The organism is Streptomyces sp. LS-MS-L19 (assembly GCF_058382285.1).
In genome coordinates this window covers 8,541,872-8,561,682 of sequence record NZ_JBYCLL010000001.1, presented here as the reverse complement: position 1 = coordinate 8,561,682, position 19,811 = coordinate 8,541,872, and the positions used below count along the sequence as shown (strand labels likewise).

Annotated in this window: 19 protein-coding genes; 10 read left to right on the top strand and 9 right to left on the bottom strand. The window is 71.9% G+C overall.

The annotated features are described in order from the left end of the window. Positions 1–133: 133 nt before the first annotated feature. Entirely contained in the window at positions 134–715 is a 582-nt protein-coding gene (locus AC2XR2_RS38150) for a TetR/AcrR family transcriptional regulator (RefSeq protein ID WP_381295839.1), read from the top strand. A 91-nt stretch (positions 716–806) separates the two neighbouring features. On the opposite strand, the gene AC2XR2_RS38145 is transcribed toward AC2XR2_RS38150, so the two are convergent. The 6 genes from AC2XR2_RS38145 to AC2XR2_RS38120 form a co-directional block, all read right to left on the bottom strand. After that, a complete protein-coding gene (locus AC2XR2_RS38145; protein WP_491517583.1) occupies positions 807–2,129 on the bottom strand; it encodes an MFS transporter in 1,323 nt (440 codons plus the stop codon). 115 nt (positions 2,130–2,244) lie between these two features. Continuing rightward, the gene (locus tag AC2XR2_RS38140; protein ID WP_491517582.1) at positions 2,245–3,195 is read right to left on the bottom strand and encodes a catechol 2,3-dioxygenase; all 951 of its coding nucleotides are present in this window, start codon (positions 3,193–3,195) and stop codon (positions 2,245–2,247) included. After that, positions 3,192–4,250 carry a 4-oxalomesaconate tautomerase gene (locus AC2XR2_RS38135; RefSeq protein WP_491518570.1) on the bottom strand — a complete coding sequence of 353 codons (1,059 nt, stop codon included), beginning with the start codon at positions 4,248–4,250 and terminating at the stop codon, positions 3,192–3,194. The genes AC2XR2_RS38140 and AC2XR2_RS38135 overlap by 4 nt, the downstream gene beginning before the upstream one ends. 32 nt (positions 4,251–4,282) lie before the next feature. Beyond that, a complete protein-coding gene (locus AC2XR2_RS38130) occupies positions 4,283–4,987 on the bottom strand; it encodes a 4-carboxy-4-hydroxy-2-oxoadipate aldolase/oxaloacetate decarboxylase (protein ID WP_491517581.1) in 705 nt (234 codons plus the stop codon). Further along, a complete protein-coding gene (locus AC2XR2_RS38125; RefSeq protein WP_330263108.1) occupies positions 4,984–5,733 on the bottom strand; it encodes a PIG-L deacetylase family protein in 750 nt (249 codons plus the stop codon). The genes AC2XR2_RS38130 and AC2XR2_RS38125 overlap by 4 nt, the downstream gene beginning before the upstream one ends. Before the next feature lie 49 nt (positions 5,734–5,782). Then, positions 5,783–6,433 carry a GntR family transcriptional regulator gene (locus AC2XR2_RS38120; RefSeq protein WP_491517580.1) on the bottom strand — a complete coding sequence of 217 codons (651 nt, stop codon included), beginning with the start codon at positions 6,431–6,433 and terminating at the stop codon, positions 5,783–5,785. 190 nt (positions 6,434–6,623) lie between these two features. Here AC2XR2_RS38120 and AC2XR2_RS38115 point away from each other — a divergent pair, with 190 nt between their 5' ends. Further along, entirely contained in the window at positions 6,624–7,850 is a 1,227-nt protein-coding gene (locus AC2XR2_RS38115) for a sensor histidine kinase (RefSeq protein ID WP_491517579.1), read from the top strand. 95 nt (positions 7,851–7,945) lie between these two features. After that, positions 7,946–9,424: an MFS transporter gene (locus AC2XR2_RS38110; RefSeq protein ID WP_449350422.1), complete on the top strand. Its 1,479-nt coding sequence runs from the start codon at positions 7,946–7,948 to the stop codon at positions 9,422–9,424. Positions 9,425–9,615: 191 nt separating this feature from the next. Here AC2XR2_RS38110 and AC2XR2_RS38105 read toward each other — a convergent pair whose 3' ends face one another. Beyond that, positions 9,616–10,128: a hypothetical protein gene (locus AC2XR2_RS38105; RefSeq protein ID WP_491518569.1), complete on the bottom strand. Its 513-nt coding sequence runs from the start codon at positions 10,126–10,128 to the stop codon at positions 9,616–9,618. A 123-nt stretch (positions 10,129–10,251) separates the two neighbouring features. On the opposite strand from AC2XR2_RS38105, the gene AC2XR2_RS38100 reads away from it, so the two are divergent. Next, positions 10,252–10,596, top strand: a complete 345-nt coding sequence (locus AC2XR2_RS38100) for a cupin domain-containing protein (RefSeq protein ID WP_491517578.1) — start codon at positions 10,252–10,254, stop codon at positions 10,594–10,596. On the opposite strand, the gene AC2XR2_RS38095 is transcribed toward AC2XR2_RS38100, so the two are convergent. After that, on the bottom strand, positions 10,586–11,623 hold the full coding sequence (locus tag AC2XR2_RS38095) for a LacI family DNA-binding transcriptional regulator (RefSeq protein WP_491517577.1): 1,038 nt from the start codon (positions 11,621–11,623) through the stop codon (positions 10,586–10,588). The genes AC2XR2_RS38100 and AC2XR2_RS38095 overlap by 11 nt on opposite strands. Positions 11,624–11,745: 122 nt before the next feature. On the opposite strand from AC2XR2_RS38095, the gene AC2XR2_RS38090 reads away from it, so the two are divergent. After that, positions 11,746–12,894 carry a Gfo/Idh/MocA family protein gene (locus AC2XR2_RS38090; protein ID WP_449350424.1) on the top strand — a complete coding sequence of 383 codons (1,149 nt, stop codon included), beginning with the start codon at positions 11,746–11,748 and terminating at the stop codon, positions 12,892–12,894. Positions 12,895–12,903: 9 nt separating this feature from the next. On the opposite strand, the gene AC2XR2_RS38085 is transcribed toward AC2XR2_RS38090, so the two are convergent. Beyond that, positions 12,904–13,929 carry a LacI family DNA-binding transcriptional regulator gene (locus AC2XR2_RS38085; protein ID WP_123764541.1) on the bottom strand — a complete coding sequence of 342 codons (1,026 nt, stop codon included), beginning with the start codon at positions 13,927–13,929 and terminating at the stop codon, positions 12,904–12,906. Between the two features lie 107 nt (positions 13,930–14,036). Here AC2XR2_RS38085 and AC2XR2_RS38080 point away from each other — a divergent pair, with 107 nt between their 5' ends. The 5 genes from AC2XR2_RS38080 to AC2XR2_RS38060 all read left to right on the top strand — a co-directional run bounded on the left by AC2XR2_RS38080 (position 14,037) and on the right by AC2XR2_RS38060 (position 19,569). After that, positions 14,037–15,203, top strand: coding sequence for a phytanoyl-CoA dioxygenase family protein (locus AC2XR2_RS38080; RefSeq protein WP_491517576.1), 1,167 nt, complete (start codon positions 14,037–14,039; stop codon positions 15,201–15,203). A gap of 17 nt (positions 15,204–15,220) precedes the next feature. Beyond that, a complete protein-coding gene (locus tag AC2XR2_RS38075) occupies positions 15,221–15,997 on the top strand; it encodes an SDR family oxidoreductase (protein WP_123764539.1) in 777 nt (258 codons plus the stop codon). A gap of 106 nt (positions 15,998–16,103) precedes the next feature. Next, complete coding sequence (locus AC2XR2_RS38070; protein WP_491517575.1) at positions 16,104–17,108, top strand: Gfo/Idh/MocA family protein; 1,005 nt, start codon at positions 16,104–16,106, stop codon at positions 17,106–17,108. Continuing rightward, a complete protein-coding gene (locus AC2XR2_RS38065; protein WP_491517574.1) occupies positions 17,003–18,571 on the top strand; it encodes a flavin monoamine oxidase family protein in 1,569 nt (522 codons plus the stop codon). The genes AC2XR2_RS38070 and AC2XR2_RS38065 overlap by 106 nt, the downstream gene beginning before the upstream one ends. Continuing rightward, positions 18,568–19,569: a Gfo/Idh/MocA family protein gene (locus AC2XR2_RS38060; protein WP_491517573.1), complete on the top strand. Its 1,002-nt coding sequence runs from the start codon at positions 18,568–18,570 to the stop codon at positions 19,567–19,569. Before AC2XR2_RS38065 ends, AC2XR2_RS38060 begins: the two co-directional genes overlap by 4 nt. Positions 19,570–19,811 lie beyond the last annotated feature (242 nt).

Genomic DNA, 19,811 nt, shown 5'->3' with positions numbered 1-19,811 from the left:
GAAGCGGTCGCGGAAAGGACGATGGAGGCACCTCGGCTGATAAAGTGGAGGTACGCCTCCACTCTAGCGGAGGCACACCTCCGCTTCAACCCGTTCCGGAGGTGGACCTCCGTTTCAGCCCCGGGAGGCAGCAGTGACCGCCCCGTCGCCGTTCCCCGTCAGCGAGATCGTCGCGTCCCGCCGGCCCCACCGGAAGGACGCCGCCCGCAACTACGACGCCCTGCTGGCCGCCGCGCGCGAGGCGTTCGCCGAGCACGGCGCGGAGGCGTCCCTGGAGGACATCGCGCGGCGCGCGGGCGTGGGCATCGGCACGCTGTACCGGAACTTCCCCACCCGCCGCCATCTCTTCGAGAGCGTCTACGCGGACGAGGTGAACACCCTGGTGACGGCGGCCCTGGAGCTCGCCGACGAGGAGCCCTGGGAGGCGCTGACCGCCTGGCTCGACCGGTTCGCGGGCTACATGGTGACCAAGCGGGCGGTGCGCGAGGCGCTCAACGACGAGTCGGAGATCTTCGCGGCCTGCCGGGAGTCGATGTACGCGGCGGGCGGCCCGCTGTTCGAGCGGGCGCAGGAGGCGGGTCGGGCTCGGCGGGACATGGACTTCGTGGACCTGCTGCGGATGGTCGCCGGTATCACCGCGACGGCCTTCGACGACGACGCCCAGCGCGATCGCGTGCTGTCGATCGCGCTGGACGGGGTGCGGGTCAGGAACTGACGGGCGCCTGAGGGCTCGGGGCGACCGGCCGCCTTGCGATTGCGGGTCGCGGTGGGTCGCTCGCGCAGTTCCCCGCGCCCCCAGGTGGGTGTCAGTGGGCGGCGACCAGTTCGTGCTCGGTGTCGGCGGTCGGTCGCCGGGAGCCGCGCAGGGCGGCGATGCCGATGAAGACCATGGACGACAGGCCCGCGACGGCGAACGCGGTGAAGCCCCGGTCGCCGTGGCCCGAGGCGAGCAGCTGGCCACCGAGCCACGGGCCGAAGACGGCGCCGAAGCGGCCCATGCCCGAGGTCCAGCCGACCGCGGTGGCACGGTTGTCCGCGTTCGAGCGGATCGAGACCGTCGCGTAGATCATCGTCTGGGCGCTGTTCAGGAAGACCCCGGTGAGGAAGACGACGATCATCGTGACGGTCGTCGACATGTGGACGCTGAGCAGGAAGACGCCCGCGGCGGTCAGCGCGAACCAGATCGCGGCGATGCGCGGCGCGCCGAAGCGGTCGGCGGCCCGCCCCGCGACCAGCATGCCCACGATGCCGCCGAGGTTGAAGACGACCACGAAGGACAGGGCGGAGCCCAGTGCGTAGCCCTCGGCCCGCATCAGGGTGGGCAGCCAGGTGGCGACGCCGTAGACGAGGAGCAGCCCGCCGAAGGAGGCCACCCAGTAGAGCAGGGTCTGGATCCACTCGTTGCCGCGGAAGAGGTTCGCGAGGTTGGCCCAGCGGTCGCCGACGCCGCCGGTCCTGGCGGCCGGCACCTCGACGTCGTAGCGCCCGGCGAGCGCCCTGGCCTCCTCGGTGCGGCCCTTGGCGACCAGGAAGCTCAGCGACTCGGGCAGGAACTTGGCCAGCACCGGGGCGAAGAGCAGCGGGAGCACGCACACCCAGAACGCGGCCCGCCAGCCGACCGGGTCGATGAGCCACTTGGCGACGTAGGCGGAGAGGATGCCGCCCGCGTGGTGGGCGGTCATCAGCAGGCCGATGACGAGGGCGCCGCGGCCGCGCGGGGCGTAGTCGGAGACCATGCTGATCGCGGTGGGCAGCAGACCGCCGAGACCGACGCCCGCCAGGGTCCGGCCGAGGCCGAAGACGGCGACGCTCTCCGAGATCGCGCACAGTCCCGAGGCCAGCGAGAAGAGGGTCACGCAGGCGACCATCAGCTTCTTGCGCCCGACGCGGTCGGCGATCGTGCCGGCGGTGAGCGCGCCGACCAGCATCCCGAAGGTGGCGTAGCTGCCGAGGTCACCGGCCTGGTCCGCGGTGAGGCCGAAGGTCCTGGTCTCCAGCAGGTGGGGCAGCACCGAGCCGTAGATGAACATGTCGAGCCCGTCGAAGAGCACGGCCAGCCAGCACAGACCGACGACCAGGAGAGCCAGTCTGCTGCCGCGGGCGGACAGCGGGGAGGGGGAGGAGGACATCGTTGGTTACCTCTCGTACGTGGTGCGCCAGACGCTAAGGAGCCACTCCCAGATGTGTCAACGCTTTTGTCAACAATCTCATCGACAATCCAGGGGCGGCTCAGAAAAGCGCGGCTCAGGCCACCGGCGGGGTCCCGTGCGTGTGGAAGGACTCGATGGTCTTCAGCCCCCAGGCCTGTCCCTTCTTGCGCTCCTCCTCGGTCCAGGTGATCAGCGGCCAGTCGGGGGCGAGCACCAGCCGGGTGAGCGGGTTGCACAGCTCGATCCGGTTGCCGCCGGGCTCGTAGACGTAGAGGAAGAACGTCTGCTGGATGGCGTGCTTGTGCGGTCCCGTCTCGACGAACACCCCGGTGTCGATGGCGAGATCGGCCGCCCGCAGCACGTCCTCGCGGGTGTCGGTGGCGAACGCGATGTGGTGCAGCCGCCCCTCGCTGCCGGTCCAGTCCGAGGTGTAGACGACGTCGTACGACTTGTCGGTGTACGTCAGCCAGCGCGCCGCGATCCTCCCGCTGTCCAGCCGGATCTGCTCGGTCGGCCGGGCGCCGAGCACGTTCTGCTGGAACTCGGCGTTGGCGAGCACGTCGGCGGCGAGGAAGTTGACGTGGTCCAACCGCCGTACGCCCACTCCCCTGTTGGGCTTGGCCTGCGGCTGGTTCTTGAGGGCCGGCCTCAGTTCCTCGGGGGCCCGGTAGTGCTCGCTCTCCCAGTACAGGGCGTGTTCGTGGCCGTCCGGGTCGGTGGTGACGTACAGCTTGCCGAGGCCGGGTTCGTCCTCGACCCACCGCCCGCCGCCGCCCGACTCCTCGACTGCCTTGATACGGCGGTGCAGTGCCTCCTCGCTGGAGCTGCGCAGGGCGAGGCGGCCGAGGCCGGGCTGCTCGCGGGCGGTGAGGACCAGGCTGTGGTGCTCGTAGTCGTCGTAGGTCCGCAGATAGACCGTGTCGCCGTCCTGGCCGTTGACCGTGAGGCCGAGGAAGTCGGTGAAGAAGGCGACGCTGGCGTCGAGTTCGGGAGTGAAGAGCTGGGTGTGGCCGATGTGGGCGATGTCGCCGAGCGGCGGAGTCATCGGTGACCTCCTGTGGGTCGGTCGGCGGCCCGGGGGAAGACGGTGCCGTCGAAGATCTTGCGGGCGGTGCGCACCACGGCGGTACGCCGGGCGGCGGGCGGGCCGTGGGGACCGGCCGTCACACTGCTCTCGATGTCCAGGAACCCCGTGGGGTGTTCTATGCGGACGCGGTCGCTCGTCGGGTCGATCGCCGCGATGTCCGCGCCCACGGCGCCCTCGATCCGCAGCCCCGCGGCCACGCTCGCCGCGCCCAGGACGCCGATGGAGGTGTGGCAGCGCACGGGGATGAAGGTGCGGGTGGTGATCGCGCCGCCGTTCCTGGGCGGGGCGAGCAGGGTGAGCTTGGGGACGGTGGCGTCGGACACGTCACCGAGGCCCATCAGCCGGCCCGCCTCCAGGCGGATGGTGCGCAGGCGGTCGGCCAGGGCCACGTCCTCCTCCAGGTCCCGGGGCGGCTCGTAACCGGTGACCTCGAGCGAGGCCGCCGCGATGAGGACGGTCGGCATGCCGTTGTCCACGCAGGTCGTCTCGACGCCGTCGATGACGTCAATGACGTTGCCGGTGGGCAGCAACTCCCTTGCGCCCGGCGGGAACTCGATCACCACGGGCGCCGCCGTGCCCGGCACGCCCGAGATCTCGGCGTCCCCGGTGTAGTCGACGCGGCCGCCGGGGGTCGGGAAGGTCGCGGTCGCGAAGTCGCCGGTGTTCACCATGCGGATCCTGACGGAGGTCTCCTGCTCCCCCGCCGGAACCAGCCCGCGCTCGACCGCGAACGGGCCGACTCCGGCGAGGATGTTCCCGCAGTTCTGACGGTCACTCACCTCGGGCCGGTCGACGGCGACTTGGAGGAACAGGTAGTCCACATCGGCGTCCGGGTCCGCGGAAGCGGAGATCACGGCGACCTTGCTGGTGAGCGGGTGCGCGCCGCCGAGGCCGTCGATCTGGCGCTCGTCCGGGCTGCCCATGATCCGCAGCAACAGGGCGTCGCGCAGGGAGGGTTCGGCGGGCAGGTCGTCGGCGAGGAAGTAGGCGCCCTTGGAGGTGCCGCCCCGCATCAGCAGGCAGGGCACCTCCTGGGGCAGTGAGGTCACGGCCGCTCCCCCGTGTACTCCTCGTAGGACTGGTACGCGACGCCGAGGTTCTTCAGCGTCTCCCGCAACCCGTAGCGGTCCAGGCCGAGTTGGCCGTCGAGGAAGGCGGCGCGGGTGGCGGCCTCCTTGGCCTCGCGGGCCTCGGACCGCTCGACCGTCTCCCGGGCGCGTTCCCGCGGGACGACCACGACACCGTCGTCGTCGGCGAGGATCACGTCGCCCGGGTTGATCACCTGGCCGTCGATGGCGATCGGCACGTTGACCGAGCCGCCGGTGGCCTTGACCGTGCCCTGCGAGGAGACCGCGCGCGACCAGGCGGCGAAGCCCATGTCCCGCAGCTCCTGGGTGTCACGGATGCCGGTGTTCATGACGACCCCGCGCACCCCGCGCTGCTTCAGGGCGGTCGCGAACAGCTCGCCGAACAGGCCGTCCGTGCACGGGGAGGTGGTGGTGACGACCAGGAGGTCGCCCTCGCCGCACTGCTCGACGGCCGCGTGGATCATGAGGTTGTCGCCGGGCCAGCCGATCACGGTGACCGCGGTGCCGGCCACCCGCACACCCTGCTGGACGGGGCGAACCTCCGGACCCAGCAGGCCTGTTCGGCCCATGGCCTCGCTGACGGTGGCCACGCCGTGGCGTGCGAGCGCGTCGACGTCCTTCAGCGCGGCCTTGGGCGGGTTGGTGACGATCACGCCGCTCATGCCAGCTCCTTCGCGATCTGCGGGTAGGGGCGCATGTACGCCTCGGCCATGGTCTTGTGGGCCAGCCCCAGGTTCGGGCCCGCGTTGCGCTTGAGCTGCACGCCCCGGCGGACGGCCAGGTCGGTGTAGTAGTCCCACAGGTGCTGCTGGGCGCCGAGGCACTCCATGGCCTTGCGCTTGGTCTCCCAGACCTCGGTGATGTCGAGGAGGACCTCGGGCTTGAAGCCGCTCATCTCCGGCTGGTGCGGCTCGAAGTAGAAGACCGGCGGGGCGCCGATGATCTCGCCCGCGCCCGGGTAGCCGATGGCCTGCGCGAGGACGCGGGCCTCCAGCGCCATGCGGTTGGCGGCCGGGTGATCGCCGTTGTACGGGTCCTCGACCGGGTGGGTGAGGACGACGTCGGGCTGGGTGGCCCGGTAGACCTCGACGAGCTTGTCGGTCAGCTCCGCGGTGGCCACCAGCGGGTAGTCGCCGGCGTCGAAGAAGCGGACCTCGGCGCCGAGGGTCGCGGCGGCGCGCTCGGCCTCGTCCCGCCGTATCGCCTTGATCTCGTCGAGTGTCCTGCCCTCGCGCCACGCCTTGGCGGACTCCCCGCGCTCGCCGAAGGTCAGACAGGCGATGGTGACCTTCTCGCCCCGGGCGGCGGCCAGGGCGATGGCTCCGCCCGCCCGCCACACGAAGTCCCCGGCATGCGCGGTGATCACCAGTGTCGAACGGGGAGGGGCGGGCGCGCCTGACTGCGTCATTGCTGAAATCTCCTTGAGGTGGACAGGTTCGCGCCCGCCTCCGCGCGACTCAGTCGCGCAGCGCCTCGATCACGCTGGTGAGGTGGGCGCGGACGGCCTTCTCGGCCGCCTGCGGGTCCCTGGCCCTGATCGCCTCGATCATCGCCAGGTGCTCGTTCAGGGAGTGCTGCGGGCGTCCCGGCCGGAGCGCCAACTGGAAGCGGTGCCGTACCAGTTGGGCGTTCAGCCGCTCCAGCAGGTCCACGGCGGTCCGCTGGCCGGAGAACTCCCGCACCTTGGCGTGCAGCTCCTGGTTGAGCTCGGAGTAGGTCACCGGCTCACCGTCGGCCACGGCCTTGGTCATCGCCGTGCCCAGTTCGGTCAGCTCGGCGAGCTGCTCGTCACTGGCCAGGGTCGCCGCCTTGGCCGCGCACAGCCCCTCCAGGACCATGCGGCACTCGGTGATGGCGACCGCCTCCTCGACGGTCACCACCCGCACCCGGGAACCCCGGTTGCGGATCCGCTCGACGAGGCCCTGGGCCTCGAGATCGATGAGTGCGGCCCGGATGCTGGCCCGTGTCACACCGAACTGCTCGGCGAGCTCGTTCTCCACCAGCCGCTGCGCCGGTGCAATCTCGCCGTGCAGGATCGCCTGCCGCAGCTGCGCGAGCGCATGCTGCTTGGCCTGCTCCCCGGTGCTCGGACGGGCTTCTTTCGGCATCGTTGCCCTCCCTGAGTGAGTGCCTGTCGAACCTAAATCTAGCCAGACAAGATTGTCAACAATTTTGTCCGCCGTATCGCGGTCACCGTGCCCATTTGATTGCCTGACTCAAGTAATCCAATATGCTTGCCTAAATCAAGCAAGACGACCGGCTCTTGAAGCCGTGGCATCGGACCCGGGACCCCCCACCATGATCGAGAATCCGTACGGCCTTCCCGACCACCGTTCCCGCGCCACCGACGCGGCCCTCGCTCTCGCGCTCCTCGGATGTTCGCTGCCCGGGAGTCTGATCACGCTGCCGGGCCACGATCCCCTGGTGGCGTGGTGGCCCGGCGTGGCGCTCACCGGGGTGGCGTGCGGCGCGCTGCCGTGGCGTCGCGGGCGTCCCCGGACCGTCACCGCCGTGGCCGTCGCCTGCGCGACCGCGGTCTGCGCGCTCGGGTACGTCCTCACCGTTCTGCTGCTGGGGCCGCTGATGGTGGCGCTGTACTCCCTGGCCGTGCGGACCGACCGCCGGACCGCCAACACGTTCGCGTTCTCCGGCATCGCCCTCCTGGTCTCGGCGGCGCTTCTGTTCGGGCCCGGCGACGAGCCACTGATCCTCAAGCTGTTCGGGCCCGCCGCCTGGCTGTTGCTGCCGACCGCGCTCGGCACCATGACCCGGCTCCGCCTCGCCTGTCTGGACGCCGTGCGGGCCCGGGCCGAGGCCGCGGAACGCACCCGGGAGGAGGAGGCCCGGCACCGGGTCACCGCGGAGCGCATGCGGATCGCCCGCGATCTGCACGACGTGGTCGCCCACCACCTGCTCCTGGCCAACCTCCAGGCGGGCGCGGTCGGCCGGATGCTGCCCGCGCGGCCGGGCGAGGCCGCGAAGATCGCCGTGGAGCTGGCCGGCACCACCTCGTCGGCCCTGCGCGAGCTCAGGGCGACCGTGGGCCTGCTGCGGCACGACGGCGACCCACCCGCGACCGACCACGGGTCCGGCCGCCACGCCGACAAGGAGCCCGAGCCGACTCCGGGCCTCCGTCACCTGCCCGAACTCGCCGCCTCCTTCCGGCACGTCGGACTGACGGTCTCCCTCACCACCGAAGGAGTGATGAGGCCCCTGTCCGCCGGTACCGACCTCACGGCGTACCGGATCGTCCAAGAGGCCCTCACCAATGTCACCAAGCACGCGGCCGTCGCCACGGCGGAGGTCCGGCTCGCCTACGGGGCCGACAGCCTGTGCGTGACCGTCGTCAACGGCGGCACGCCACGAGCGCACAACTCCCCCGCTGAACAAGGCGGTTACGGACTCGTCGGCATGCGTGAGCGGGCCCGTTCCGCGGGCGGGCGGATCCGGACGGGCCATCTGCCGCAGGGCGGCTTCCAGGTGGTCTTCGAGCTGCCCTGCCCACCGGAGGACGCGGCCGCCTGAGCCGTGTCGTCCAGCCCACACAGATTTAACTTGCGTAAGTCAATCAATCGCGATTCACTTGAGTAAGTTAAGCAATCCCCAACGGAGGCCCTGCCATGTCCGACGCCCTTGCCCGACCCGCCGAAGCGGGGCCGTCCGCCCCGCCGAAGCCGAACGCCGTGGTGGCGGTGCTGGCCCTGGCCGGAATCGTCGTCTCGCTGATGCAGACCCTGGTCATCCCGATCGTGCCCGAGCTGCCGAAGCTCCTGGACGCGGAGGCCTCCGACACCGCCTGGGCGGTCACCGCGACCCTGCTGGCCGCGTCCGTGGCCACGCCGGTCGTCGGACGGCTCGGTGACATGTTCGGCAAGCGCCGGATGCTGCTGCTCAGCATCGTGCTGCTGGTGTCCGGGTCGGTGGTGTGCGGTCTCGCCGACTCCCTCGTCCCGATGATCATCGGACGTGCCCTGCAGGGTCTGGCCGCCGCGGTCGTGCCGCTCGGCATCAGCATCATGCGGGACGCGCTGCCGGCCGACCGGCTGGCCGGGTCCACCGCGCTGATGAGTGCCTCGCTCGGTGTCGGCGGTGCCCTGGGGCTGCCCGCCGCCGCGTTCATCGCGGACAACTGGAACTGGCACATCCTGTTCTGGGTCTCGGCCGCGCTCGGTGCGGTGGCCTTCGTCCTGGTCCTGCTGATCGTGCCGGAGTCGAAGGTGCGGACGGGCGGTCGGTTCGACCTGGTCGGCTCGCTCGGGCTGTCGGCTGGCCTGGTCTCGCTGCTGCTGGCCGTCTCCAAGGGCGGTGACTGGGGCTGGACGAGCGGCACCACGCTCGGGCTCGGCGCCGCCGCTGTCGTGATCCTGCTGTCCTGGGGCTGGTGGGAGCTGCGCAGTCCGCAGCCGCTGGTCGATCTCCGGACGACCGCCAAGCCGCAGGTGCTGTTCACCAACCTCGCGTCGGTCGCGCTCGGGTTCTCGATGTTCGCGATGTCCCTGGTGCTGCCGCAGCTGCTCCAGCTGCCCGAGCAGACCGGGTACGGCCTCGGCAGGTCCATGCTGACGGTGGGTCTGGTGCTGGCTCCGCAGGGCCTGGTGATGATGGCCATGTCGGCCGTGTCCGCGGGGGTCACCAAGGCCAAGGGGCCCAAGGTCACGCTGATGATCGGCGCGCTGATCGTGGCGGCGGGGTACGGGCTCAACATCGTCCTGATGTCCGAGGTCTGGCACCTCGTCCTGGTCTCCTGCGTCATCGGCGCCGGCGTCGGCTTCACCTACGGCGCGCTGCCCGCCCTGATCATGGGTGCCGTGGACCCGTCCCAGACGGGTGCCGCGAACAGTCTCAACACCCTGATGCGGTCCCTCGGCACGTCCTTCGCCAGCGCGCTCGCCGGCGTGATCCTGGCCCAGATGACCACCGACTTCGGCGGCCACGCGCTGCCCTCGGAGAACGGCTTCAAGGTCGTCATGGCGATCGGCGCGGGCGCGGCCCTGCTGGCCTTCGCGGTCGCCACACTCATCCCTCGCGGCCACCGACCGGGCCCGGAGACCCCGTCCGACGGGACGCCGGAGCCCACGGAGGTAGGCGCCAAGGCGTGAGACGCCGTACCTGGAAACATGCGGCCGTCGTCCCTGCGAGGGGGCGGCGGCCGCTCACCGCCGGGTGCGGCGGGTCCGCGCCGACGCCCGCAACTCCCGCAGATCCACGTCGGTGTCGCCCGCCCCACCCTCGTACACCTCAAAGATCACCAGGAAGCCGTGGGTCGGCCCCACCCGAAGCTCGGCGCCCCCTACTTGATCACCGCGTTCGCCACCACGACCACCACCCCCAGCATCGCGTCCACCACTCCGATCGTCACCGCCGTGAGCCAGGGGCGGTGGGACCAGCGGGCCGTTACCAGGCCGAGGGTGAAGAGGAGGGTGATGTTGAGGGTGAAGGCGGCGTACTCGACGCCGTTCGCCGGCCACCAGCCCCAGCCGGCGCCCGCCAGGAGGGCGACCGTCGGCAGGACCGCCGCGACCAGGGGCCACTCGTCGGCCAGTGTGCGCCGGGCGTCCCCGCGGCGGTGCGGGGTGCGCTCGGCGATGTAGTGGGCGTAGCCGTGCGCGAGGGCCGAGGCGAGCGCGGTGACCAGGAGCCACGCGGCGTCGTAGCGGCGGCTGTCCCGGGACGTGTGCCCGTACTGGGTGAGCGCGGCGACCATGGAGCAGGCCAGGACCGAGCCGTAGACCCCGCCGAACAGGACCGCCTCTCGGGTGTCGTGCCCGCGCGCCGGGGGCGCGGCTACCTCGGTGTCCGCCATGCCCTCCACGATCACCCGGGCCGTCGCACCCCGCCAGTCCGCGACGAAGTGTCCTCCCACCTGCGCCGACACTCCACACACTGTCGACGGACCGGCCACGGACGATCTCGCTAGGGTCGCCCCATGGACCACAGTTTCGTACTCCACATCCCCGACGCCGAGCTCGAGTCCGAGCCCCTCGCCTGGGAGCAGATCGTCTCCGGGACCCCCGAGGTGACCGGCAAGGTGGTCTGGGAGTCGCCGGACGGACGTCAGATCCGGGGCATCTGGCAGATCACCCCCGGAGTCGTCACCGACACCGAGGCGGACGAACTGTTCGTCGTCGTCAGCGGCTCGGCAACCATCGAGGTCGAGGACGGGCCGACACTGCGGGTGGGGCCCGGTGACATGGCCGTCCTGCGCGAGGGCGACCGTACGACATGGACGGTCCACGAGACGCTGCGGAAGGCGTACGCGATCAACCTCTGACGGGGCCCGAGGCCGTCGTCACCCGCCCGTCCGGCGGTCCCGCCGTCGTCCCGCGCACTTCAAGCACCGGTACGGCGAGATCCGTACGGCCCGCTCCCCCGCGCCCCTCGAAGCGGTCGAGCAGACACCGCGCGGCGCGGCGGCCGACCTCGTGGCCGGCGTTGTCGACCGTGGTGAGCCAGACGTGGCGCAGCCGGGCGATGCTGGTGTTGTCGTAGCCGACGACGGACAGGTCGCGCGGGATGCGCAGGCCGAGTTCCTCGGCGGCCGACACCGCGCCGATCGCGGCGATGTCGTTGACGGCGAACACGGCCGTCGGCCGGTCCGTGCGGCTCAGCAGCCGGACCGTCGTGCGGTAGCCGCCCTCCTCGGTCATGTCGCTCGGTTCGACGACGGCCGTTCCGGACAGGCTGTGGGCCCGCATGGTCGCCTCGAAGCTCTCCCGGCGCAGCTCGCCGACCGCCCCGTACCCCGCGATGTGCGCGATGCGCCGGTGCCCGAGCCCGATCAGGTGCTCGGTGGCCAGGCGGGCGCCCCGGACGTCGTCGTTGGCGACGACGTCCACCCCCGGCAGCCGGGGCTCGCGCGCGCCCGCGACCACCACGGGGAGGCGTTCGGCGACCGCCCCGAGCGCGGTGGCGTCCGGCAGCGTGCCGACCACGATGATGCCGTCGACCCCGAGGTCGAGGAAGGGCCCGGCCGGGTCCTGGCCGGTACGGCGGTTGAGGCGGGCGTCGGCCAGGAGCATGCGCAGACCGTTGTCGTGGAGCAGGGAGTTCATGCCGTCGAGCAGCTCGACGAACCAGGGGTTGCGCAGGTCGTGGAGAAGGACACCGACCGTGCGGGTGCGCTGCTCGCTGAGGCTGCGGGCGGCGGCGTTCGGGCGGTAGCCGAGCTCGCGCACGGCCCGCAGGACGGCCTCCCGCTTCTCCGGGCGCACCTGGTCGGAGCCCCGCAGCACGAGCGAGACCAGCGACTTCGAGACTCCGGCCCGGTCGGCCACATCGCGGATCGTCGGCGGTCTCATGACATGGACCGTTCCATGAGCCCCCGCGGCTTGTCAAAGGCTTGACAGCGGGCGAATACGGCACCCAAGGTGACCTGGACGCGTAATGGAACGGTCCAAACAGGTTGGCAGAGGGGTTCCCCATGGTCGATACGCTCGGTGTCGCCGTCGTCGGATTCGGCTGGATGGGACGGGTGCACACCCAGGCCTACGCCCGGGTGCGGCACCACTACCCCCGACTCGGCCTGGTTCCGGAGCTGGTCGCCGTCGCCGAGGAGGTGCCGGGGCGGGCCGAGGAGGCCGCCGCGCAGTTCGGGTTCGCCTCGGCGACCCGGGACTGGCGCGAGGTCGCCGCGGATCCGCGCGTGAAGGCGGTGAGCGTGACGGCGCCCAACTTCCTGCACCGCGAGATCGGTGTCGCGATGGCCGAGGCCGGCAAGCACCTGTGGATCGAGAAGCCGGTGGGCCTGACCGTCGAGGACGCCCGCGCGGTGGCCGACGCGGCCGCCAAGGCGGGCGTGCACAGCGCGGTCGGCTTCAACTACCGCAACGCGCCCGCCGTGGAGACCGCCCGCGAGCTGATCGCCTCCGGCGAGCTCGGCACCATCACGCATGTCCGCGTCCGGCTGTTCAGCGACTACGCGGCCCACCCGCAGGGCGCCCTGACCTGGCGTTACGAGCGTGAGCGGGGCGGCAGCGGGGTGCTCGGCGACCTCGCCTCGCACGGCGCCGACCTCGCCCGGTTCCTGCTCGGCGACATCGCGTCCCTCACCGCCGACACCGCGATCTTCCTGCCGGAGCGCGCCCGCCCTACCGGCGCGACCTCCGGGCACACCCTCGCCACCGGGGAACTCGGCCCGGTCGAGAACGAGGACTACGTCAACTGCCTGCTGCGGTTCACCTCCGGCGCCCGGGGTGTCCTGGAGGCCTGCCGGATCTCGGTCGGCGAGCAGAACAACTACGGCTTCGAGGTGCACGGCACCAAGGGCGCGGTGTTCTGGGACTTCCGCCGCATGGGCGAGCTGGGGGTCAGCCGCGGCACCAGCTACCAGGACCAGGCGGTCAGCACGGTGTACGTCGGGCCGGGCGACGGCGAGTTCGGCGCCTTCCAGCCGGGCGCGGCCAACGCCATGGGCTACGACGACCTCAAGGTCGTGGAGGCGTACCGCTTCCTGCGGTCGGTCGCCGAGGGCACGTCCTACGGGGCGACGCTGGCGGACGCGGTGCACAGCGCGGCCGTACTGGACGCGATGGCGCGGTCCGCGCGGAGCGGTTCGTGGGTCGACGTGTGAGCGAAGTCCCTAGGGTCGGTACGGCATGTTGTAGGGCGTGACCACCTGGATCGCCGACGGGGTGGTCGGACCCGCCGGTGGCAGCGCCCCGTGCGCGCGCATCACGATGTGGCAGGCCTCCCGCATGTCCTGGCGCAGGTCGTGGTGGAGCACGGCGGACAGCCGGTGTTCGCGCAGCAGACGGTCGTTGTCGTGGTCGAGGTCGTGGGCCACGAACACCGCGCACTCCCGGCCCAGGTCCTCGAAGGCCTTCAGCGTGGCGATGTTGCCGCCGCCGATCGAGTAGACCGCGCGGATGTCAGGGTCGCGCTCCAGGGCTGCCCGGACCAGCTCGTACTGGGTGGCGTCCAGGCCCTGGCCCTCCGCGATCTCGACGACCGCGCGGTCGGGGTGCCGGGTGCGCATCGCGCTGCGGAAGCCCATCTCGCGCTCCTCCTCGTTGCGGAAGAAGCCGCTGCTGAGGCTGGTGAGGACGTTGCCGGGCCGGTCGCCCAGCCACTGGCCGGTCAGATAGGCGGCGGTCGCCCCGGCGGCCCGGTTGTCGATGCCGACGTAGGCGAGGCGGGCCGTGGAGGGCAGGTCGGTGACCAGGGTGACCACGGGGATGCCGGCCTCGGCGAGCCGGCCGACCGCGGCCGTGACCTCGGGGACGTCCGGCGCCTTCAGGATCACGCCCTGGGAGCCGCGCCGGGCTATCCGGTCGAGGATCCCCGTCAGTTCCGTCACCGGGCCCGTCTCGCGGAAGTGGAAGCGGGAGCGCAGGACGGCGGGGTGCAGCGCGGGCAGCTCGGCCTCCAGGGCGGCGCGGACGGCCGTGGAGAAGCGCTCCGGCGTCTGCATCACGATGTCGACCATGAAGGTGCGGCCGACCAGCCGCACCTGGGTGCGCTGCCGGTCCAGGTCGGTGATCGCCTGATGGACCTCGCGGGCGGTGTTCTCCCTGACCCCGCCCCTGCCGTTCAGGACCCGGTCGACGGTGGCCTCGCTGAGCCCCGCCTGACGTGCGATTTCCCGAATGGGGAACGGGTGTCCCACGCGTCTGCTCCTTGAGGGGTTTTTGATGGCCGCCTGCTGGTTGTTCGACGGCTTTGTCATGACAAGAATGACAGCGCTGAGTCGCCCCTGTCACCGAGAGGACGCCGATGTCCTTCACCGCCGTACACCGCCGTGCCTGGCTGTCCGAGCAGGACTGCGACCTCGACTCGTTCCGCGCGCTCGTCGAGCGGACGGCCGACCCCGCCGACCACCCGCACGCCTCCGCCGTGGAGCGCAACGTCCTGCTGTACGACGCCGAGCGCGTCCGCGGCGCGAAGGACCGCCGGGAAGTGCAGGAGGAGCTGGTGCGGGCCCTGACCGACGGGCCAGGGGTGGTGGTCTTCCGGGGGGCGTTCCCCGATCACGCGGTCGTCGACCGGTTCACCGAGGTGTTCGACTCGCTGATCCGCGAGCAGTACGCGGCGGGCGCGACCGCCGGCGACCACTTCGCGAAGCCGGGCGCCAACGAGCGGGTGTGGAACGCGCTCGAGAAGGCGGCCCTCTACGACCCCGCCGCCTTCGCCGACTACTACGCCAACCCCGTCCTCGCCCTGGTGTCCGAGGCCTGGCTCGGTCCCGCATACCAGGTCACCTCGCAGGTCAACGTGGTCAACCCGGGCGGTCTCGCGCAGACCGCGCACCGCGACTACCACCTCGGTTTCCTCTCCGACGAGGTCGCGGCCGCCTATCCGGCGCATGTGCACCGCCTCTCCCCCGTCCTCACGCTCCAGGGCGCGGTCGCGCACTGCGACATGCCGGTGGAGTCGGGGCCGACCCTGTACCTGCCGTTCTCGCAGGCGTACGAGCCCGGGTATCTGGCGTGGCGGCGGCCGGAGTTCCAGGCGTACTTCAAGGAGCACCACGTCCAGCTGCCGCTCGCGAAGGGCGACGCGGCCTTCTTCAACCCGGCGCTGTTCCACGCGGCCGGGACCAACCGCACCACGGACGTGCGGCGCATGGCCAACCTGCTCCAGGTCTCCTCGGCCTTCGGACGGGCCATGGAGACCGTGGACCGGGAGGCGGTGTCGAACGCGGTCTACCCCGCGCTGCTGCGCCGCAAGGCGGAGGGCGCCGACGCGGAGTGGCTGGACAACGTGATCGCCGCGAGCGCCGAGGGCTACCCGTTCCCGACCAACCTCGACAGCGACCCGCCGGTCGACGGACTGGCCCCGCCCTCGCAGGCGGACCTCGTCCGGCAGGCGCTCACCGAGAACTGGAACCCGCGGGTGCTGCGGGACGCACTGCGGGCCGGCGCCGACCGGCGCACGAGCTGAAAGGTACTGGCACATCCATGGGACTTCTCGACGACAAGATCGTCCTCGTCAACGGCGGCAGCCAGGGCGTCGGTGCCGCGATCGCCCGGGCCGCCGTCCGCGAGGGCGCGGTCGTGGCGGTCAGCGGGCGCCGGCCGGAGCCCGGTGAGGCGCTGGTGGCCGAGCTGGAGGCGGCCGGTGGCAAGGCGCTGTTCGTGCGCGCCGACCTCGCCGACGCCGAACAGGCCAAGGCCTCCGTCACCCGGGTCGTCGAGGCGTACGGCCGCGTCGACTGCCTGGTGAACTCGGCCGGGCTCACCTCCCGGGGCACGCTCCTCGACACCACGCCCGAGCTGTTCGACCAGCACATCGCGATCAACCTCAAGGCACCGTTCTTCGCGATGCAGGCGGCGGTCGCGGACATGGTCGGCCGCAAGGCGCCCGGCACGGTCGTCAACATCATCACGTCCTCGGCGCACGGCGGGCAGCCCTTCCTCGCGCCCTACGTCGCCGCGAAGGCCGGTCTGATCGGACTGACCCGCAACGCGGCGCACGCCCACCGCTGGGACCGGGTGCGGATCAACGGCCTGAACATCGGCTGGACGGCGACCGAGGGCGAGGACGCCACCCAGAAGACCTTCCACGGCGCCGGGGACGATTGGCGTGAGGAGGCCGCGGCCAAGCTGCCGATGGGCAAGCTCGGCCAGCCCGACGAGATCGCCGACTTCGTGGTGCTGCTGCTGTCCGACCGGTCGGGCGTGGTGACCGGATCGGTGATCGACTGGGACCAGAACGTCCTGGGCGGCCTCGACTGACCTCCCCCTCCCCACCCGCCCCTCCCCGCTCGAGAAACACCGCTCGCGACAACCCCCGCTCGTGAAACACCGCTCACCGGCAAAACCCTCAAGGAGCTGCTCCCCCATGCGCATCGGAATCCTCGGCCTCGGCCGCATCGGCGCCTTCCACGCCGAGACCCTCTCCGGACTCGACGCGGTCGAGTCACTCGTCCTCACCGACCCCTTCGCCGAGGCCGCCAAGTCCGCCGCCGACCGGTTCGGCGGCGAGGTCGTGGACTCGCCCGAGGCCCTGCTGGCCGCCGGCGTGGACGGCATCGTGGTCGCCGCCGCGACCGACGCCCACCCCGGGCTGATCCTGGCCGGCGTCGAGGCAGGCATCCCCGTCTTCTGCGAGAAGCCCGTCGCCAAGCACATGAGCGAGGGCGTCGAGGTCCTGAGGGCCGTCGCGGGCAGCGAGGTGCCGATCCAGATCGGCTACAACCGCCGCTTCGACACCGGTTTCGTCAACGCGCGGGCCGCCGTGCAGAGCGGTGAGCTGGGCAAGCTGCACACCGTGCGCTCGACCACCCTGGACCCGGCGCCGCCGCCGGCCGCGTACGTGGCCGCCTCCGGGGGCATCTTCCGGGACTGCTCGGTGCACGACTTCGACATCATCCGCTGGGTGACGGGCCGCGAGGTCGTCGAGGTGTACGCGGTCGGCGGCAACCGGGGCGCCGACTACATCAAGGAGGCGGGCGACGCCGACACCACCGGCGCGATCCTCACCCTGGACGACGGCACCATCACGGTGGTCTCCAACTCCCGCCACAACGCCCGGGGTTACGACGTCCGCATGGAGATCCACGGCTTCCAGGACTCCATCGCGGTGGGCCTGGAGGACAAGCTCCCGCTGCGTTCGGTCGAGCCCGGTGTGACCTTCCCCGCGGGCACCCCGCACGACTTCTTCATGGACCGCTTCACGGCCGCCTACCGCGCCGAACTCACCGCGTTCACCGAGGTCGTGGCCGGCACCCGGCCGTCGCCGTGCACCATCGCGGACGCCCTGGAGGCGGGCTGGATCGCCGAGGCGTGCACGCTCTCGCTGCACGAGCACCGCCCGGTGACCATCGCCGAGGTCCGCTCCGCCTGACCCCACCGCCGTGTCCCGGGTTCCCCGGCCCGGGACACGGCCGGCTGAACACTCCGCCCGCGACGCCCGTTTACGGTCACGTGATCTCTCCGTACGACCATGAGAGCCTCCCACGCCCGACCGACCGAGGAGTCACGACCATGCAGGAGTTACGCGCCACCGCAGGCCCCCGGACCGTGGCCGTCGTCGGAGCCGGACCGAGCGGCCTGGCCGTCGCCCGCGAACTGGAGCGGGCCGGGCACCGGGTGACCGTCCTGGAGGAGCGGGAGACGGTGGCCGGGAAGTGCCAGAGCGTGCACGTGGACGGCCGCGCCTACGACCTCGGGGGCCACATCTGCACCAACAGGTACGAACGGATCGCCGAGTTGCTGACCGAACTGGACGTGGAGACGGAGCGCACCAGCCGCTACCGCGTCCTGGACGCCGGCGGCCGTGCCGTCCGGCAGTCGATGGGGTTCCTGCGCGACGGCTCCCCCCAGCGCTACCGTGCCCTGCGGGAGCGGGAGTTCCCGCGCATCGCCGAGCCCGGCCTCGCCCACTCCGCGCGGGCGCTGGCCGCTCCCGTCGGCCGCTGGATCGCCGACCACGACCTGCACTCCATGGCCGACTCCTTCGGCACCGGGTACACGGCCGCCGGGTACGGACACCTCGACGACGACGTGCCCGCGCTGTACTTCGTCAAGTACGCGGAGATGACCGGCCTGTTGGACCCCGGCCCCGAACTCCTCGGTCACGCGGGCGACTTCACGGTCGTGGGCGGGTTCGCCACGTTGTGGCGCCGGGTCGCGGAGGGGCTGAAGGACGTGCGGTGCGGGGTGCGTGTGACGTCGGTCGAGCGGGGCGCGGACGGGGTGCGGGTGCACACCGACTCGGGGCCGGTCGAGGCGGACGACGTGGTGCTCGCCGTGACGCCGGACCGGATCCTGCCGGTCCTGGACGCCGGCGACGAGGAACGCGATCTCGCCGCACGGGTCCGCTCCCACGCGTACCACACCACCCTCGCCACCGCGTCGGGCCTGCCCGAGGACGCCTTCTACTTCCTCGCCGCCCACACCGCGAGCCGCGCGACGGCCGGCCACTGTGTGTCGTACCACCACCGCTACCCGGGCAGCGATATGCGGACCTTCTACTCCTACGGCCGCCCCGAGGACGTCACCGCGCTGCTGCGGGAGGACGTCGAGGGGCTCGGCGGGCAGCTCGGCGAGGTGCGTCTGCGGCGCACGTGGGCCTTCATGCCGTACTTCGGCGGCGACGACCTCAGGGACGGCGTGCTGGACCGCCTCGAGGCGCTCCAGGGCCGTGACCGCACCTACTGGGTCGGCGGGCTGCCCGCCTTCGAGCTCGTCGAGTGCGCGGTGGCCCACGCCCAGGACCTCGCGCGCCGCCACTTCCCGCCCGCACGGTCCACACTGACCAGGCAGGACCAGGGTCCGGCCACCATCGAGGAGGAACCGCGGACATGAGTGAACCGCTGCGCATCGGAGTGCTGGGAGCCGCGCGGATCAGCGCGTCGTCGCTGATCGGCCCGGCCCGGGCGACCGGTCACCGGGTCGTCGCGGTGGCCGCGCGCGACCGGTCCCGCGCCGAGGCCTACGCGGCCGAGCACGGTGTGGAGCGGGTTGCGGGGTCGTACGCCGAACTGGTCGCGGATCCCGAGGTGGAGGTCGTCTACAACCCGCTCGCCAACGGGCTGCACGGGCCGTGGAACCTCGCCGCGCTCGCCGCCGGCAAGCATGTCCTGTCGGAGAAGCCGTCGGCGAGCAACGCGGAGGAGGCCGCGGAGGTGCGGGAGGCGGCCGGGAAGACCGGGACGGTCTTCATGGAGGCCTTCCACTACCTCTTCCACCCGGTCACCCGGCGCCTCCACGAGATCCTCGCGAGCGGGGAGATCGGCGAGCTGCGGCACGTCGAGGCCCTGGTGGCGATCCCGGCGCCGCCCGACACCGACCCGCGCTGGTCGCTGCCGCTGGCCGGGGGCGCGGTGATGGACCTGGGCTGCTACAGCCTGCACGCGCTGCGCATGCTGGCCCCCTGGGCGGGCGGCACGCCCCGACTGGTCTCGGCGCGGGGCGGGGAGCGGGCAGGCGCCCCCGGTGTGGACGAGTGGCTGGACGCCGACCTGGCCTTCCCGGGCGGCGCGACCGGTTCCGCCCGCTGCCACATGGCGTACGACCGACTGGAGATGAGCTGCCGCATCACCGGCTCACGGGGCGAGGCCTTCGCCCCGAACTTCGTACTGCCCCACACGGACGACCGCGTCGTGGTCCGCACCCCGTCCGGCGAACGCACCGAACGACTCGGCACACGGTCGTCGTACACCTACCAACTGGAGGCGTTCGCGTCCCGGGTGCGCGGGGGTACCGCGCTGCCGCTGGACGCGGACGACGCGGCGGAGACGATGACACTGATCGACACGACGTACCGAGCGGCGGGCTTCGAACCGCGACCGCGGGTGTCTTAGGGCGCGTGACCGGGGCGGCTGTTGGAGGGCGCGTGGGCTTGGGCACGCGGTCCCCAGGCGCGTGGGCTCGGCGCGTGCCCCAGGGTGGCTGCTTTCGGGCACGTGCTTTCGGGCACGTGATTTCGGGCGTGCGGTCCAGGGAGGTTGGGCAGGGTGCGTGAGCTCGGGCGTGCGGCCCAGCGCGGCTGCTCCTGGGCACGTGGGCCCGAGCGCGTGGCCCGGGACGCGCGGTTTACGGCGCG